The sequence below is a fragment of the Streptomyces sp. PA03-6a genome (genome assembly GCF_033792765.1).
In the GTDB taxonomy this organism is placed as follows: Bacteria; Actinomycetota; Actinomycetes; order Streptomycetales; family Streptomycetaceae; genus Actinacidiphila.
In genome coordinates this window covers 1-14134 of record NZ_JARAVK010000236.1, presented here as the reverse complement: position 1 = coordinate 14134, position 14134 = coordinate 1, and the positions used below count along the sequence as shown (strand labels likewise).

Here is a 14134-nt window from a genome sequence, read left to right as displayed (position 1 = left end):
GCCTCCAGCAGGAAGGCCTCGCGGGACCGCCGCCCCCGCGGACTGGCGGCGGTCCCGCGAGGCCTTCCTGCTGGACGCGGGCCGGGCGCTGGCGGAGGCGGACAGCACCGAGGAGGTGCTCCGCGTGGCCGCCCACCTGTCCATGCCGGGGTTCTCCCCCGACCGCCTCGCCGTCTTCGGCGTCCAGGGCGACCGGCTCCGCGCCATCGGGTTCCACGGGCAGCGGCCGGGCGACGAGGTGCCCTTCCTGGACATGCCGCTCCGCACGGAGTACCCGGCGGCGGTCGTGGTGCGCACCGGCCGTGCGGTCTACCTGCCGAGCCCGCAGGCGTACGAGGAACGCTTCCCGGCCACGTGGCCCCTGGTGCGGGACTTCGGGCGGTCGTCCTGGGCGTATCTGCCGCTGGTCGCCGCGGGCCGCACGATCGGCGCGTGGATGGCCGCCTTCCGGGAACGCGTCGCCTTCACCCCGGACGAGCGGTCGGTGCTGACCACCGTCGCCCGGATGCTCGCCCAGGCGCTGTCCCGGGCGCATCTGCACGAGTCCGAGCGGGAGCTCTCCGACGGGCTGCAGCGCGCGATGCTGCCCGGGCGGCGGCCGCAGGTCGAGGGGATGACGCTGACCGCCCGCTACGTGCCGACCGGCGGCGGGCTGCAGGTGGGCGGCGACTGGTACGACGTGATCGACCTGCCGTCGGGGCGCACCGCCCTGGTCGTCGGCGACGTGCAGGGCCACGACGTCCGCGCGGCGGGGGTGATGGGGCAACTGCGCATCGCGCTGCGCGCGTACGCCGCCGAGGGGCACCGCCCGGACGCCGTGATGTCCCGGACCTCCCGCTTCCTGGCCGGGCTCACCCAGTGTTCCGCCGACGGGGAGGACGGCCGCTTCGCCACCTGCCTCTACCTGGAGGTCGATCCGGTCAGCGGCACCCTGGACGTCGTCCGGGCGGGGCACCTGGACCCGGTCGTCCGGCTCGCGGACGGCACGACGATCATCCGGCGCACGGCCGGCGGCCTCCCCCTGGGGATCGCCCCGGACTCCGACTACCCGACCACGCGGCTCACCCTGGAGCCCGGCGAGACGATGCTCATCTGCACGGACGGGCTGGTCGAGACCGGCGGCCACGACCTGGGCACGGGGTGGCGGCGGCTGCGCTCGGTGCTGGAGGACGCGGTCGACGACGGGCTGGAGGCGCTCGCCGACACCCTGGTCGAGGCGGTGCACGGCCCGGCCTCGCACCATCTGACCGGCCCGTTCGCCGACCGCCGGGAGGACGACATCGCGCTGCTGCTGGTGCGCCGCGACCCCGTCGGGACGCTCCGCGACGTCCCGGTGCGGCGCAGCGTGCTCACCGTCGCCCAGACCGACCCCCGGCAACTGCGGGCGGCCCGGGAGGAGGTCCGCGCGCTGCTGCACGACTGGACGTCCGGGGACCAGGTCGACGCGGCCGTGCTGCTGGTGTCGGAGCTGGTCACCAATGTGCTGCTGCACACGGACGACGACGCGGTGCTGGGCGCGCAGCTGCTCGGCGTGCCGGGTGTCCGGCGGCTGCGGGTCGACGTGACCGACCGCAGCGACGACATGCCGCACCGCCGCACCCCGGGCGAGATGGCCGCCTCCGGACGCGGACTGCTGCTCCTGCAGGAGATGGCGGACGCCTGGGGCGTGGATCCGCTCGGCGACGGCAAGGCGATCTGGTTCGAACTCCATGAGGCTCCCGTGCCGGGCTAGCGGCCCGATACGCTGTGTGCCGTGTACGGCTACGACCAGAACGGGATGGCAGGGGCGGCGCCGCCGATGGGCGGGGCGCCGATGGGCGCGGGCTACCCCGAGCCGTCACCGCCCTCGCTGGCGGACGCGGTGCGCGCGTTCACCACGGGCTCGATGTCGGCGGAGGACTTCCAGGCGGTCTTCGCCACGTCCAAGGTCTACTGCCCGCGCGGCGACAACCCCGGATTCCTGGCGCTGCACGACACGCAGCAGCCGGTGATCCCCATGTTCTCCTCGCTGAAGCAGCTGCGCCGCTACGCAGGCAAGGAGTCCAAGTACTTCGTGATCACGGGTGCCGAGGTGCTGGACCTGCTGCCGACCGGCTACGGCTTCGTGCTGGACATGGAGGGCGAGCACCGGATGGTGTTCGACGCGAAGGCGGTCGAGCAGATGGTGGAGTTCACCATGCGGCGGATGTACGGCTGATCCGGCCCTCACCCCACGTAAACCGGACAAAGGCCGGGGAACGGTTGCGGGAAGTTCAGCGTTCAACTATGTTGAACGTTGAACAATCCGAGGAGGATCCTGGCCATGCCTGCAGTGACCGTCGAGAACCCGTTGACCCTGCCGCGCGTCCACGCCCCCGCCGACGCGGTGCAGCGGCGTGCGCTGCAGGTGACCACCGCCCCGAGCGGCTTCGAGGGGGAGGGCTTCCCCGTCCGCCGTGCCTTCGCGGGCATCGACTACAAGAACCTCGACCCGTTCATCATGATGGACCAGATGGGTGAGGTGGAGTACGCGCCCGGCGAGCCCAAGGGCACGCCCTGGCACCCGCACCGCGGCTTCGAGACCGTCACCTACATCATGGACGGCGCGTTCATCCACCAGGACTCCCACGGCGGCGGCGGCACCATCACCGACGGTGACACGCAGTGGATGACGGCCGGCAGTGGCCTGCTCCACATCGAGACGCCGCCGGAAGAACTGGTCATGACCGGCGGCCTGTTCCACGGCCTGCAGCTGTGGGTCAACCTGCCCGCCAGGGACAAGATGATCGCGCCGAAGTACCAGGACATCCGCGGCGGCAGCGTCAAGCTGCTGGCGTCCGAGGACGGCGGCGCGCTCATCCGGATCATCGCCGGCGACATCGACGGCCACCAGGGCCCGGGCGCCACGCACACCCCGATCACCATGCTGCACGTCTCGGTGAACCCGGGCGCCCAGCTCACGCTGCCCTGGCGCGCGGACTTCAACGCCCTGGCGTACGGCCTGGCCGGCCGCGGCACCGCGGGCCCGGAGAACCGGCCCTTCCGCATGGGGCAGGCGGTGGTCTTCGGGCGCGGCGATTCCCTTACGATCCGCGCCGACGGGTCCCAGGAATCGCGCAGCCCCAACTTCGAGGTCGTCCTTCTGGGCGGGCTGCCGATTCGTGAGCCGATGATGCAGTACGGCCCGTTCGTGATGAACACCCACGCCGAACTCGCCCAGGCCTTCGACGACTTCAAGGCCGGCAAGCTCGGCACCGTTCCCGCCGGTCAGGAGTGACGGCGGCGGCCGCGGTGCCTCCTGCATTAAACGGCCCCGCCCGGGAATCCGATTCCCGGGCGGGGCCGTCGCATACGGTGGGAGCAATTCCGGCGGACGGTTCGTTGGCCCTTCATTGGCCGCTGCATTCACCCTGAGTGACTGCACGTGCACCTGCACGTGCAGATGCACGTGACACCGTCTCTGGCTATCATCTCCCCTGTCCTGCACGGCACTTACCTGGAGAGAAGCATGCGCCACACGTACAACGGCATGGCAGCGTCCGATCTCCACGGACTGGTGTGGCAGAAGAGCCGGCACAGCAATGCGAACGGTCAGTGCGTGGAGCTGGCCGCGCTTCCGGACGGGGACGTGGCCGTGCGCAATTCACGTTTTCCGGACGGACCGGCGCTGATATATACGAAGGAAGAGATTGAATCCCTCATCGTGGGGATGAAGAACGGGGAGTTCGATCATTTCGTGGCGAACTGACCACGGTCGTCCCCGTTACGGCTCAATGTGACGGGCCGTCGTTCTGTCCGGGCATACGGAAGAGCGCCCAGACGACTTTCCCCATGCCGGTGAGGGGATGCCAGCCCCAGGTCTCGCTGAAGGACTCCACCAGATGCAGCCCGCGCCCGGACTCGGCGACGAAGTCCGGGGCCTTGGCGACGGGTCCGTGGCTGCTGGGGTCCCGCACCGCGCACACTACGCGCGTTGACCATCTGACCAGGCTGAGCCGGACGCACCCGTGGGCCGCGTCCTCGGGGACCGCGTAGCGCAGGGCGTTGGTCACCAGTTCCGAGGCGACCAGTTCGATGCCGTCCTGGAGTTCTTCCAAGCGCCAGGCGTGCAGGGTCGTCCGCGCGAATCTTCGTGCGTCGCCGACCGCCTCGTAACGCGGCGGCAGCGGGCAGGAGGTGGCACTCGACGACGAAAGGCGCTCCGGAACCAGCCCGTCCCATAAAGGCTGCACCCCGGCCGAGCTCTCAGTCCACATGCGCACCACCCGGTATCGGCACGTACGCAATCGTCCCGTACGGCCTGCGGCCGATGCAAGGGGCGGATGCACGTGCATTTGCATGGCACGAGGCAGATGGGCCGGGAGTGACGATCGAGAGTGACCGATCGAGTACTGAACGCAGCGCGAAGGTGGCAGACTGCTGGATGCCACGGGGAGAAGGTAGGCGCAAATGACCACAGTGCAGTCGGGAAGCGGATCGATGGTGCGCCGCATCCTCCTGGGCTCGCAGCTGCGCAGGCTGCGCGAAGCGCAGGGCATCACCCGTGAGGCCGCGGGCTACTCGATCCGCGCGTCCGAGTCGAAGATCAGCCGCATGGAGCTCGGGCGCGTGAGCTTCAAGGAGCGCGACGTGGCCGACCTGCTCACCCTCTACGGCATCACGGACGACGGCGAGCGCACGGCCCTGCTCGGCCTGGTGCGCGAGGCGAACGTCGCCGGCTGGTGGCACGGCTTCGGCGACGTCCTGCCCGCGTGGTTCCAGACGTACGTGGGCCTGGAGGAGTCCGCCTCGGTCATCCGATCCTTCGAGACGCAGTTCGTGCACGGCCTGCTCCAGGCCGACGACTACAGCCGCGCCGTCATCGAGCTGGGCCACCCGGGCGCCCCCGCCGACGAGGTGGAGCGCCGGCTGGACCTGCGGCACAAGCGGCAGAAGCTGCTGACCTCGGAGCTCGCCCCGGAGATCGTGGCCGTGATGGACGAGTCCGTGGTGCTCCGCAGGTTCGGCGGGCGGGAGGTGATGCGGGCCCAGCTGGTGCACCTCATCGAGGCCTCGCAGCAGCCGAACGTGACGGTGCAGCTGCTGCCGCTGGAGTTCACGGGGTACTCCGCGGGCGCCAGCGGGACCTTCACCCAGCTGACCTTCCCGGAGTCCGACGTCCCGGACGTCGTGTACGTGGAGCAGCTCACCGGGGCGATGTACATCGACAAGCGCGAGGAGGTCGACCAGTACCGCGTCGTCATGGCGAAGCTGCGCGCCGACAGCCTCTCCCCGGACGCCACCCGGGACCGGCTGAACGCCGTCCTCCGCGCCCTCTGAGTGCACCCGGCGGCGACGCCGGGTACCGCTCTCCTCCCCTGTGAACAGGGGTTTTGCAGCTTTTCACAGGTCTCACTCGATCGAGTGAAGTGGACCTTGACGCATTGGTCGGCTCATCGGCCCGGTGATCTTATGCTCCGGTGAGCCCGTACCTGCGTACCCACACGATCGACGGGTGCGTCGTGGTGGAACTCAGCGGGGAGATCGACATCGTCGCGGCGATGGAGATCATTCCGCTGCTCGACGCGCTGACCCGCGCCCCGGGCCCCGGTCTCGTCGTCGACCTGGACCCCGTCGACTTCATCGACTGCTCGGGACTCGCCGTCCTGTGCCGGCTGCGGAGCCGGGTCCACGGCCACGGCGGGCAGGTGCAGTTCGTCTGCGCCCGCCCCCCGACCCTCAGGATCCTGCGCGCCACCGGGCTGATGAGGGCCTTCCGCCCGGTGCCGAGCGTGGACGAGGCGCTCGCCCGGATCGGGCGGTGGTGACCGCCCCGTCCACACGGCCCCGGGTCAGTCCGAGCAGACGGCCGTGACGAACTCGGCGACCCGTTCCTGCGGCAGGTGGCGGGCCACGTCGGCCTCGCTGATCATGCCGATGAGACGGTGTGCGGGATGGTCGATCACCGGCAGCCGGCGCACCCGGTACTCCTCCATCAGTTCCAGCACCCGGTCGATCTGCTCGTCCCCCTCGATGATCTGCGGCCGGCCCATGGCCAGCTCGCCGCAGGAGACCTCGGACGGGTCGCGTCCCTCGGCGACGCACTTCAGCACGATGTCCCGGTCGGTGACGATGCCGACCAGCACGTCGTCGTCCCCGCAGATCGGCAGCGCGCCGATGTCCTGCTCACGCATGATCCGGGCCGCGTCGGCGAGGCTCTCCCGCTCCCCGACGCACATGGCGCCGGGATGCATGATGTCCAGTGCGGTGGTCATGACGGCGCCTCCTTGTGACAGGGACCGTTTTCCTTTCGCTCCATCGTCACCCTGGTGGAGTAGTTCCGCGATAGGGAGCACGCTGGAAGGAGACACCGGGACCGGGACCGCTGGAGGTGTTCCGTCATGCAGACCCTCGTCGGATGGCACATCGAGATGGACTTCCGGGAGGACGGCGCGAGGACGAAGGCCGCCGCGCTGCTCCGCCTTCCGGACGGCACGGAGGTCAGGTCGCACGGCCACGCCAACCGGCACCCCTCCGACCCGGACCAGGAACGGGTCGGCGAGGAACTCGCGGCGGCCAGGGCGCTCAACGACCTCGCGCGTCAGCTCCTCGGCAAGGCCGCGCACGAGATCGAGGAGGTCACGCACGTGCCCGCGCATCCCAGGATCTGAGCCCGCGGGGCCCTCACAGCCAGCCGCGCCGTTTGAAGACCAGGTAGAGGCTGACGCAGACCACGCCCATGAGCAGGATCGCGAAGGGGTACCCGAGCAGCCAGTGCAGCTCGGGCATGTGGTCGAAGTTCATGCCGTAGATGGTGCCGACGAGCGTGGGCGCGAAGAGGATGGCGGCCCAGGCGGAGATCTTCTTGATCTCCTCGTTCTGCTCGAAGCCGGCCTCCGCCAGCGCCCGCATCTCGGCGTTCTGCTGCTGCGCCACCAGGGTCGCGTTGAGGGTGAGCAGGTCGCCGAGCGCCTGCCGGAAGCCGTCCACGCGTTCGATGGTGTGCGTGACGTGGTCGGCGACGTCGCGCAGGTAGCGCTGCAGCTCCTCGTCCGTCCCGTACTTCACGAAGCCCGCCTGCAGGCCGTCCAGCATGGGGATGAGCGGGCGGGTGGCGCGCTGGAACTCCAGTACCTCCTGGGAGAGCTCGTAGATCCGGCGGGAGACCTGGGGGTCGCCGCCGAAGACCTGGATCTCGCTTTCCTCCATGTCCTTCTCGACCCCCGCGACGACCGGTGCGTAGCCGTCGACGACCGTGTCGAGTATCGCGTAGAGCACCGCCTCCGGGCCGAGCGTCAGCAGCTCGGGGTTGCTCTCCATGCGGCGCCGCACGGCGGACAGGTCGGGGGCCGCACCGTGGCGGACGGTCAGGACGAAGCCGGGGCCGACGAAGATGTGCAGCTCGGCGAAGTCGACCTCCTCCGGGGCGTCCAGGTAGCGGGCGGCGCGGAGCACGACGAAGAGGGTCTCCCCGTACCGCTCCAGCTTGGGGCGCTGGTGGGCCTGGATGGCGTCCTCCAGGGCCAGCGGGTGCAGGTCGAACTCCTTCGCCAGCGAGACCAGCTCGGCCTCGCTCGGCCGGTAGAGCCCGATCCAGGCCATCGCGCCGGGCTCGGCGCGCAGCTGCGTGTACGCCTCGGCGAGGGAGGAGGGCGTCGCGATGCGCCGGCCGTCCCGGTACAGGGCCGCGTCCATCACGCTGCTCACGGCGGCGGCCGCGGGGCCCGCGATCCGCGGCTCCAGGGGGCCCTCCCCCTCGCCGGACGGCGGCGCGGAGGCCTGGGCGGGACGGGCCGACCTCGCCGTCCTGGCCCTCTCCTTCGCCGAGTTCCTCAGTGCGCGCAGGGCACGCAGTCGACGCCCGGACACCGGCAGCACCCCCTCTTTCGGGCCTTCCGAGCAGGGTAGCCCGAGCCCGCCGGGGAAACGGCCGCACCGCACCCGGTCCCCGGCGCCGCCGCGCTCAGGCGTCCCGGCCCCGGTCCTCTTCCCCGCCGCCGCGCCCGTACGCGTCCAGGATCCGGCCGATCGTGCGGTCGAACCAGGCGTCCATGTCGACCGCAGGGCCAGCGTTCGCCAGCGCCGCGGCCAGGCGCGGGTACGCGCCCCCGCCGACCCGGTCCGTCAGATACGCCAGGCGCGCGGCCTGTTCCTCCAGCGGCGTCCACGGCAGGGCCCGGCTGCGCTCCTGGGTGGCCACCTCGTTGCCCACGTACGTCATGACGGTGCCGTGGACCACCGCGAGCAGCTCCATCTTGGTGGCGTCGTCCTCGTCCAGGCCCTCCAGGGCGGCGAGGCAGTGCTCCAGGTAGCGCAGGCCGTTGGGGCTGAAGCCGTGGACGGAGGTGTACAGCCGCGGCACCCACGGGTGGCGGCGCAGCAGGTCGCGGCCGGCCCGGGCCAGGGCCATCAGGTCCGCGCGCCAGTCGCCGGAGGGTTCCTCGGGGAGCTCGTACTCGCCGGTGACGGCGTCGACCATCAACTCGTGCAAGTCCTCCTTGCGGGGCACGTAGTTGTAGAGCGACATCGTGCCCGCGCCGACCTCGGCCGCCACGCGCCGCATCGACACCGCGTCGATGCCCTCGGCGTCGGCGATCCGCACCGCGGCCGCGGCGATCTCGGCGCGGCTGTGGGCGGGCCGCGGGCCCCTGGCCGCCCGTTCCGGACGGGTCCAGATCACCTCGGGGGCGGCGGGTCGCCCGGTGCTGGCTGGCATCGATCATCACCTCGTCCACCATGGTAGTTACGTACGGCGTACGGAGTGGGGTATGGTGCCGTACATGGAAACCACGTACGCTGTACTCAGTGAGGGTCTGGAGAAGGGCTTCGGCGAGGTTCGCGCCCTGCGCGGGCTGGATCTGGCGGTGCCCGCGGGGCGTGTCTGCGGGCTCCTCGGGCCGAACGGGGCGGGGAAGACCACGGCCGTGCGGCTGCTGACCACGCTGCTCGTCCCCGACGCGGGCACCGCGCGGGTCGCCGGGCACGACGTGGTGCGGGAGCCGGCCGCGGTGCGCCGTACCATCGGCGTCACCGGTCAGGAGGCCTCCCTGGACGAGGAGCTGTCCGGCCGGGAGAACCTGCGGCTGTTCGCCCGGCTGCAACGGCTGCGCGGTGCCCCCGGGCGGGCGCGGGCGGACGAACTCCTCGCCGGGGCCGGCCTGGAGGACGCCGCCGACCGGCCCGTGCGCGGCTACTCCGGCGGCATGCGACGGCGCCTCGACCTCGCGGTGAGCCTCCTCGCGCGGCCCCGGGTGCTCTTCCTCGACGAGCCCACCACCGGCCTCGACCCGACCGCACGGGAGGGCGTCTGGCGGTCGGTGCGCACGCTCGCCGACGAGGGGACGACGGTGCTGCTGACCACGCAGTACCTGGAGGAGGCCGACCGGCTCGCCGACGACATCGCGCTGGTCGACGGGGGCCGGGTCACCGCCCGCGGCACACCGGCCGAGCTCAAGGCCCGCATCGGCTCCTCCGCCGAGGTCGTGGTGGGCGAGGCCGGCGCGGTGGCCGGTGCGGCCGTCGTCCTGCGGTCGCTGACGGGCGCCGAGCCGGTGCTGGACCACGGTCGCCGCACGGTCGGCGTGGTCAGCGACGACCCGGCGCTCACGCTGCCGCGCATCGTGCTCGCCCTGGACGCGGCCGGCGTCCCGCTGGTGGACGCGAGCCTGCGGCCGCCCACCCTCGACGAGGTGTTCCACCGGCTGACCGGCGGCGCCGCCCCGCTCCTGCCCGTCCCGTCCACCGCTCCCGCGAAGGAGGAGGCCGCATGACCGCGCTCGCGCGACAAGGGGACGGCGGTGTCCTGGCCGACGGGGTGGCGATGCTCGGCCGCCATCTGCTGCGGGTGCGCCGGGCCCCCGGGCTGTTCGTCCTCACCCAGGCGATGCCGCTGATCCTGCTGCTCTTCTTCGGCTACGTCTTCGGCAGCGCGCTCACCCTCCCCGGGGACGCCGGGTACCGCTCCTACCTCCTGCCGGGACTGTTCACCGCCGTCGCCGCCGGCGGGCTCATGACCGGCATGATGCAGGCCGCGCAGGACGCGCAGCGGGGGGTCGCCGACCGCTTCCGCACCCTGCCGATGAGCCGGGCCGCGGTGCCGCTCGGCCAGGCGGCCGCCGACGCACTGGTCACCGCCGCCGGGCTGGTGCCACTGGCCTTGGTGGGGTGGGCGGTGGGCTGGCGCGTCGAGGCGGGCGCGGGTCAGGTGCTCGGCGCGTACGGCCTCCTGCTGCTCTTCCGCTTCGCCACCTGCTGGGCCGGGATCCATCTCGGGCTGCTGCTGCGCGACGAGGAGGCGGCGGCGCAGCTCGGCAGCGCCACCTTCGTGCTGCAACTGGTCTCCGGCGCCTACGTTCCCACCTCCGGCATGACGGGCTGGCTGCGCGCCGTCGCCGAGTGGAATCCGCTCAGCGCCGTGGCCGCCGCGTGCCGCGGGCTCTTCGGCGGCCCGGCCGCCCGGATCGCCGACGCCCCGGGGGCGGCGTGGCCCATGGCCCATCCGCTCGCGGCCTCGGTGGGCTGGTCGCTGGCACTGCTCGCGGTCTTCGTCCCGCTGGCGATACGGCGGCACGCACGCGGGGGGCGCTGACCGGGGCCGACGAGTAATCTGATTCGCGGGGGACACGGGGGCCGTACTCCGGAGGTCTTGATGGACGTCCCGGTGCTCTTCGGCCGGTCTCTCCCCGCGCCGCCCGTCCCCACGGGGGCCGCCGGCCGCCCCGAGGACCCGTCCCCGCCGGGCACGCTCCTGAGGCCGCCCACCCTCCCCTTCCGTTCCGGCCTCTCCTCCCGTTCCGGCCACGAGCCCGGGCGGGCAGCGGACGGCCCGCTCTCCTTCTTCCCGTGACGCCGTGAGCGGCGTTCGCCGAGTGGGAAGAACAAGAACGGTGAGCGGAGCGTAACGTTGCGGGCGGATACGGAGTGGCTGGCCATGGGGACTCCCGAGGAACGCGTGGACGCGGGCGTGGCGGACGCCGTCACGTTGCTGCTCGACGCCGAAGGGCGGCTGCTGAGCTGGCCGCCCGCCGCCGAGCGGCTGCTCGGCCGGCGGGCAGCGGACGTCATCGACACCCCCGCGGTGGCCCTGCTCGCCCCGGAGGACGCGGCGCGGCCGCCGGAGATCGCCGAGCGCTGCCGCACCGAGGGCGGCTGGACGGGTGTGCTGCGGCTCCGCCGTGACGACGGCATGCGGGTCACGCTGGGCGTACGGGTGGCCGGGCTCCCGGAGGGGATCGGCGGCACGTCCGTCCGCTGGATGGTCCTGGCGGCGGAGTCCCGCAGCACCGCCCGCTCCGTGGCGTCCGGGATGACCCCGGCGATGCTGGAACGGATCGCGGGCCAGACGCCGATCGGGCTGGCCGTGGTCGACACCGAACTGCGCTGCGTGTGGTCGAACGCGGCACTGGAGCGCTTCGGCGGCGGCCCCTCCCAGGAGCGGATGGGCCGCCGGCTCGGGGAGATCCAGCCGGGCCTGAACGCCACGGTCCTGGAGGCGCAGATGCGGCAGGTCCTGGAGACGGGCGTGCCGGTGATCGACTACGAGCACGTCGGGCGGTTCCGCACCGATCCACGCCGCGAGAAGGCGCATGCGATGTCCTTCGTACGGCTGGAGGACGAGCGCGGCGTCCCGGTAGGCGTCTGCTACTCCGTGGTCGACATCAGCGACCGCTGGCGGGCCCGGCAGCGGCTGTCGCTGCTGGACCGGGCCAGCGAGCACATCGGCCGCACCCTGGACGTGATGCACACCGCGCAGGACCTGGCGGACGTGGTCGTGCCCGACCTCGCCGACTACGTCGCCGTGGAGTTGCTGGAGTCGGTCATCAAGGGCGCGGAGCCGCAGCCCGGCCCGCTGGGCGACGCCGTCACCGTGCCGCTGCGCCGCGCCGGGATGCGGGCGGCGCGGCAGGGCGAGCCCCAGCCGGCGTTCGGCATCGGGGCGGTCTCCGCCTACCTGGAGGACACCCCGCCCATCCGGTGCCTGACCGACGGCACCTCCTGGCTCAGCTCCCGGCTGGACCCGCTGGAGCTGGAGTGGGCCGCAGGACCGGCCGGCGGCCGCGCGCTCCACTTCGGCGAACTCGGGCTCCACACGGCGATGGTGGTGCCGATCCGCGCCCGCGGGGTCACCCTCGGCGTGACCCTCTTCTTCCGGGTGCGCCGCGCCGACCCCTTCGACGGGGAGGACCTGCGCCTGGCGGAGGAGGTGGTGGCCAGGGCCGCGGTCTGCCTGGACAACGCGCGCCGCTACACCCGCGAGCGGGACGCCGCCCTCGTGCTGCAGCGCAGCCTGCTGCCGCACACCTTCCCGCCGCAGGAGGCGGTGGAGGTCGCCACCTACTACCGGCCGGCCGACGAGCTGTCGGGCGTGGGCGGCGACTGGTTCGACGTCATCCCGCTGTCCGGCGCCCGGGTCGCCCTCGTGGTGGGCGAGGTGGTGGGCCACGGCATCGAGGCGGCCGCGACCATGGGCCAGTTGCGCACGGCGGTACGGACCCTGGCCGACCTCGACCTGCCGCCCGAGGAGCTGCTGGCGCACCTGGACGACCTGGTCGTCCAGGTCTCCCGGGAGGCCGGGGAGTCCGCGACCGTCGGGGTGGGCGGCAGCGCGCTCGGGTCGAGCTGCCTGTACGTGACGTACGACCCGGTCAGCAGGCACTGCGTCATGGCCAGCGCCGGGCACCTGCCGCCCGCCGTGCTCCGGCCCGCCGGCGAGCGGTGCGGGGCCGAGGGCGGGGAGGCCGTCCGCTTCCCCCGGATGCCCATCGGGCCCGCGCTGGGCCTGGGCGGACTGCCCTTCGAGGCGGCCGAGTTGACGATGGAGGAGGGCAGCGTCCTCGCGCTGTACACGGACGGCCTGGTCGCGACGGCGGACGGCGCGGGCGACGTGCCGGACAGCGGGCGGAGCCGGCTGCGGACCGCCCTGGAGGCCGAGGACCTGCCGCTGGACGCGTTGTGCCGCAGTGTCGTCGACGAACTGGCCCCCGCCCGCCCGCACGACGACGTGGCGCTGCTGCTGGCCAGGACCCGCTGCCTGGACATCGGCCGGGTCGCCTCCTGGGACCTGCCCACCGACCCCGCGGTCGTGGCGCGGGCCCGCGAGCTGTCCACCCGGCAGCTGGAGGACTGGGGCCTGGGCGACCTCGCCTTCACCACCGAACTGGTCGTCAGCGAGCTGGTCACCAACGCGATCCGGCACGGCTCCGGTCCGATCCGCCTGCGGCTGATCCTGGAACGGGCGCTGACCTGCGAGGTCTCCGACGCCAGCAGCACCTCCCCGCACCTGCGGCACCCCCGCACCACCGACGAGGGCGGTCGCGGGCTGTTCCTGATCTCGCAGTTCGCCCAGCGGTGGGGCACCCGTTACACCGACGACGGGAAGATCATCTGGGCCGAGCAGTTCCTCGACGGGCACGGCCCCGACGTCGGCATCGACATCGGCATCGACACGGTCACCGTGCGCGAACCGGCCTGACGCCGGACGCCGCCCCCGCGCGCTCCTTCGTTCACCTGTACGCCCCGGCGAGGTCGCCGGGGCGTCGTGCTCCAGGCCGAGGGGTCGAGATGGTCCAGACCTATTGCCATCTGGTCCAGACCTTTCTACTCTGCCAGGGAACTGTGGTGGGCATGACATGGAGTCAACCGCCCACCAGGCGGCACTGGTTTCCCCGTCGGCCCCCACTCGAGGAGCACCCCTTGAGCACTGGAGACACCCCACGCACTCCACGCACCAGACGCATCAGGACCACAGCCGCCGCGGGGCTCACCGCGCTGCTGCTCCCGTTCGCCGCGCTCGTCGGTCTGGCCACGCCGGCCCATGCCGCGGGTACCACCGCCACGTACACCAAGACCCAGGACTGGGGCACGGGGTTCGAGGGCAAGTGGACGATCACCAACAGCGGCACCTCGTCCATCAGCAGCTGGACCGTCGAGTGGGACTTCCCCGCCGGCACGTCGGTGACCTCGGCGTGGGACGCCGACGTGACCGCTTCCGGCACCCACTGGACCGGCAAGAACAAGAGCTGGAACGGCACGCTGGCCCCGGGCGCCAGCATCAGCTTCGGCTTCAACGGCACCGGTAGCGGGAACCCGAGCGGCTGCAAGCTCAACGGCGGTTCCTGCACCGGCGGTGGCGGCGGCGACCCGACGCCCACGCCGACCCCGACACCCACCCCGACCC

General features: G+C 72.4%; 16 protein-coding genes. 12 read left to right on the top strand and 4 right to left on the bottom strand.

What is annotated here, in order from left to right; all coding sequences use genetic code 11:
* From PV350_RS37080 to PV350_RS37065, 4 genes are all read left to right on the top strand, one after another.
* Nucleotides 1-1732 (top strand): ATP-binding SpoIIE family protein phosphatase (locus tag PV350_RS37080; protein ID WP_500337872.1); only part of this gene is annotated, 1732 nt, incomplete at its 5' end.
* A 21-nt stretch (nt 1733-1753) separates the two neighbouring features.
* Nucleotides 1754-2197, top strand: a complete 444-nt coding sequence (locus PV350_RS37075; protein WP_499512817.1) for an SseB family protein — start codon at nt 1754-1756, stop codon at nt 2195-2197.
* Between the two features lie 105 nt (nt 2198-2302).
* Entirely contained in the window at nt 2303-3256 is a 954-nt protein-coding gene (locus tag PV350_RS37070) for a pirin family protein (RefSeq protein ID WP_499512816.1), read from the top strand.
* Between the two features lie 231 nt (nt 3257-3487).
* Entirely contained in the window at nt 3488-3727 is a 240-nt protein-coding gene (locus PV350_RS37065; protein ID WP_499512815.1) for a DUF397 domain-containing protein, read from the top strand.
* A gap of 22 nt (nt 3728-3749) precedes the next feature.
* On the opposite strand, the gene PV350_RS37060 is transcribed toward PV350_RS37065, so the two are convergent.
* On the bottom strand, nt 3750-4235 hold the full coding sequence (locus PV350_RS37060; protein ID WP_499512814.1) for an ATP-binding protein: 486 nt from the start codon (nt 4233-4235) through the stop codon (nt 3750-3752).
* A gap of 193 nt (nt 4236-4428) precedes the next feature.
* Between PV350_RS37060 and PV350_RS37055 the strand changes: the two genes are divergently transcribed.
* Both PV350_RS37055 and PV350_RS37050 read left to right on the top strand, forming a co-directional pair.
* Nucleotides 4429-5298: a Sco1979 family transcriptional regulator gene (locus tag PV350_RS37055; RefSeq protein ID WP_499512813.1), complete on the top strand. Its 870-nt coding sequence runs from the start codon at nt 4429-4431 to the stop codon at nt 5296-5298.
* Between the two features lie 140 nt (nt 5299-5438).
* Entirely contained in the window at nt 5439-5786 is a 348-nt protein-coding gene (locus PV350_RS37050) for an anti-sigma factor antagonist (RefSeq protein ID WP_500337869.1), read from the top strand.
* Nucleotides 5787-5810: 24 nt separating this feature from the next.
* Here PV350_RS37050 and PV350_RS37045 read toward each other — a convergent pair whose 3' ends face one another.
* Complete coding sequence (locus PV350_RS37045; protein ID WP_499512811.1) at nt 5811-6233, bottom strand: CBS domain-containing protein; 423 nt, start codon at nt 6231-6233, stop codon at nt 5811-5813.
* A 126-nt stretch (nt 6234-6359) separates the two neighbouring features.
* Here PV350_RS37045 and PV350_RS37040 point away from each other — a divergent pair, with 126 nt between their 5' ends.
* Nucleotides 6360-6629: a DUF1876 domain-containing protein gene (locus PV350_RS37040; RefSeq protein ID WP_499512810.1), complete on the top strand. Its 270-nt coding sequence runs from the start codon at nt 6360-6362 to the stop codon at nt 6627-6629.
* A gap of 13 nt (nt 6630-6642) precedes the next feature.
* Here the strand turns inward: PV350_RS37040 and PV350_RS37035 are convergent, their stop codons facing one another.
* Both PV350_RS37035 and PV350_RS37030 read right to left on the bottom strand, forming a co-directional pair.
* Nucleotides 6643-7827 (bottom strand): magnesium and cobalt transport protein CorA, encoded by a 1185-nt coding sequence (locus PV350_RS37035; RefSeq protein WP_499512809.1) that lies wholly within the window; start codon nt 7825-7827, stop codon nt 6643-6645.
* A gap of 94 nt (nt 7828-7921) precedes the next feature.
* Nucleotides 7922-8674, bottom strand: a complete 753-nt coding sequence (locus PV350_RS37030; RefSeq protein ID WP_499512808.1) for a TetR/AcrR family transcriptional regulator — start codon at nt 8672-8674, stop codon at nt 7922-7924.
* 64 nt (nt 8675-8738) lie between these two features.
* On the opposite strand from PV350_RS37030, the gene PV350_RS37025 reads away from it, so the two are divergent.
* From PV350_RS37025 to PV350_RS37005, 5 genes are all read left to right on the top strand, one after another.
* A complete protein-coding gene (locus PV350_RS37025) occupies nt 8739-9728 on the top strand; it encodes an ATP-binding cassette domain-containing protein (RefSeq protein ID WP_500337868.1) in 990 nt (329 codons plus the stop codon).
* The gene (locus PV350_RS37020) at nt 9725-10546 is read left to right on the top strand and encodes an ABC transporter permease (RefSeq protein ID WP_500337867.1); all 822 of its coding nucleotides are present in this window, start codon (nt 9725-9727) and stop codon (nt 10544-10546) included. The genes PV350_RS37025 and PV350_RS37020 overlap by 4 nt, the downstream gene beginning before the upstream one ends.
* 60 nt (nt 10547-10606) lie before the next feature.
* Complete coding sequence (locus PV350_RS37015) at nt 10607-10804, top strand: hypothetical protein (RefSeq protein WP_499512805.1); 198 nt, start codon at nt 10607-10609, stop codon at nt 10802-10804.
* Between the two features lie 84 nt (nt 10805-10888).
* The gene (locus PV350_RS37010) at nt 10889-13429 is read left to right on the top strand and encodes a SpoIIE family protein phosphatase (protein WP_499512804.1); all 2541 of its coding nucleotides are present in this window, start codon (nt 10889-10891) and stop codon (nt 13427-13429) included.
* A 221-nt stretch (nt 13430-13650) separates the two neighbouring features.
* On the top strand, nt 13651-14134 hold a 484-nt coding region (locus PV350_RS37005; RefSeq protein WP_500337865.1), incomplete at its 3' end, for a cellulose binding domain-containing protein.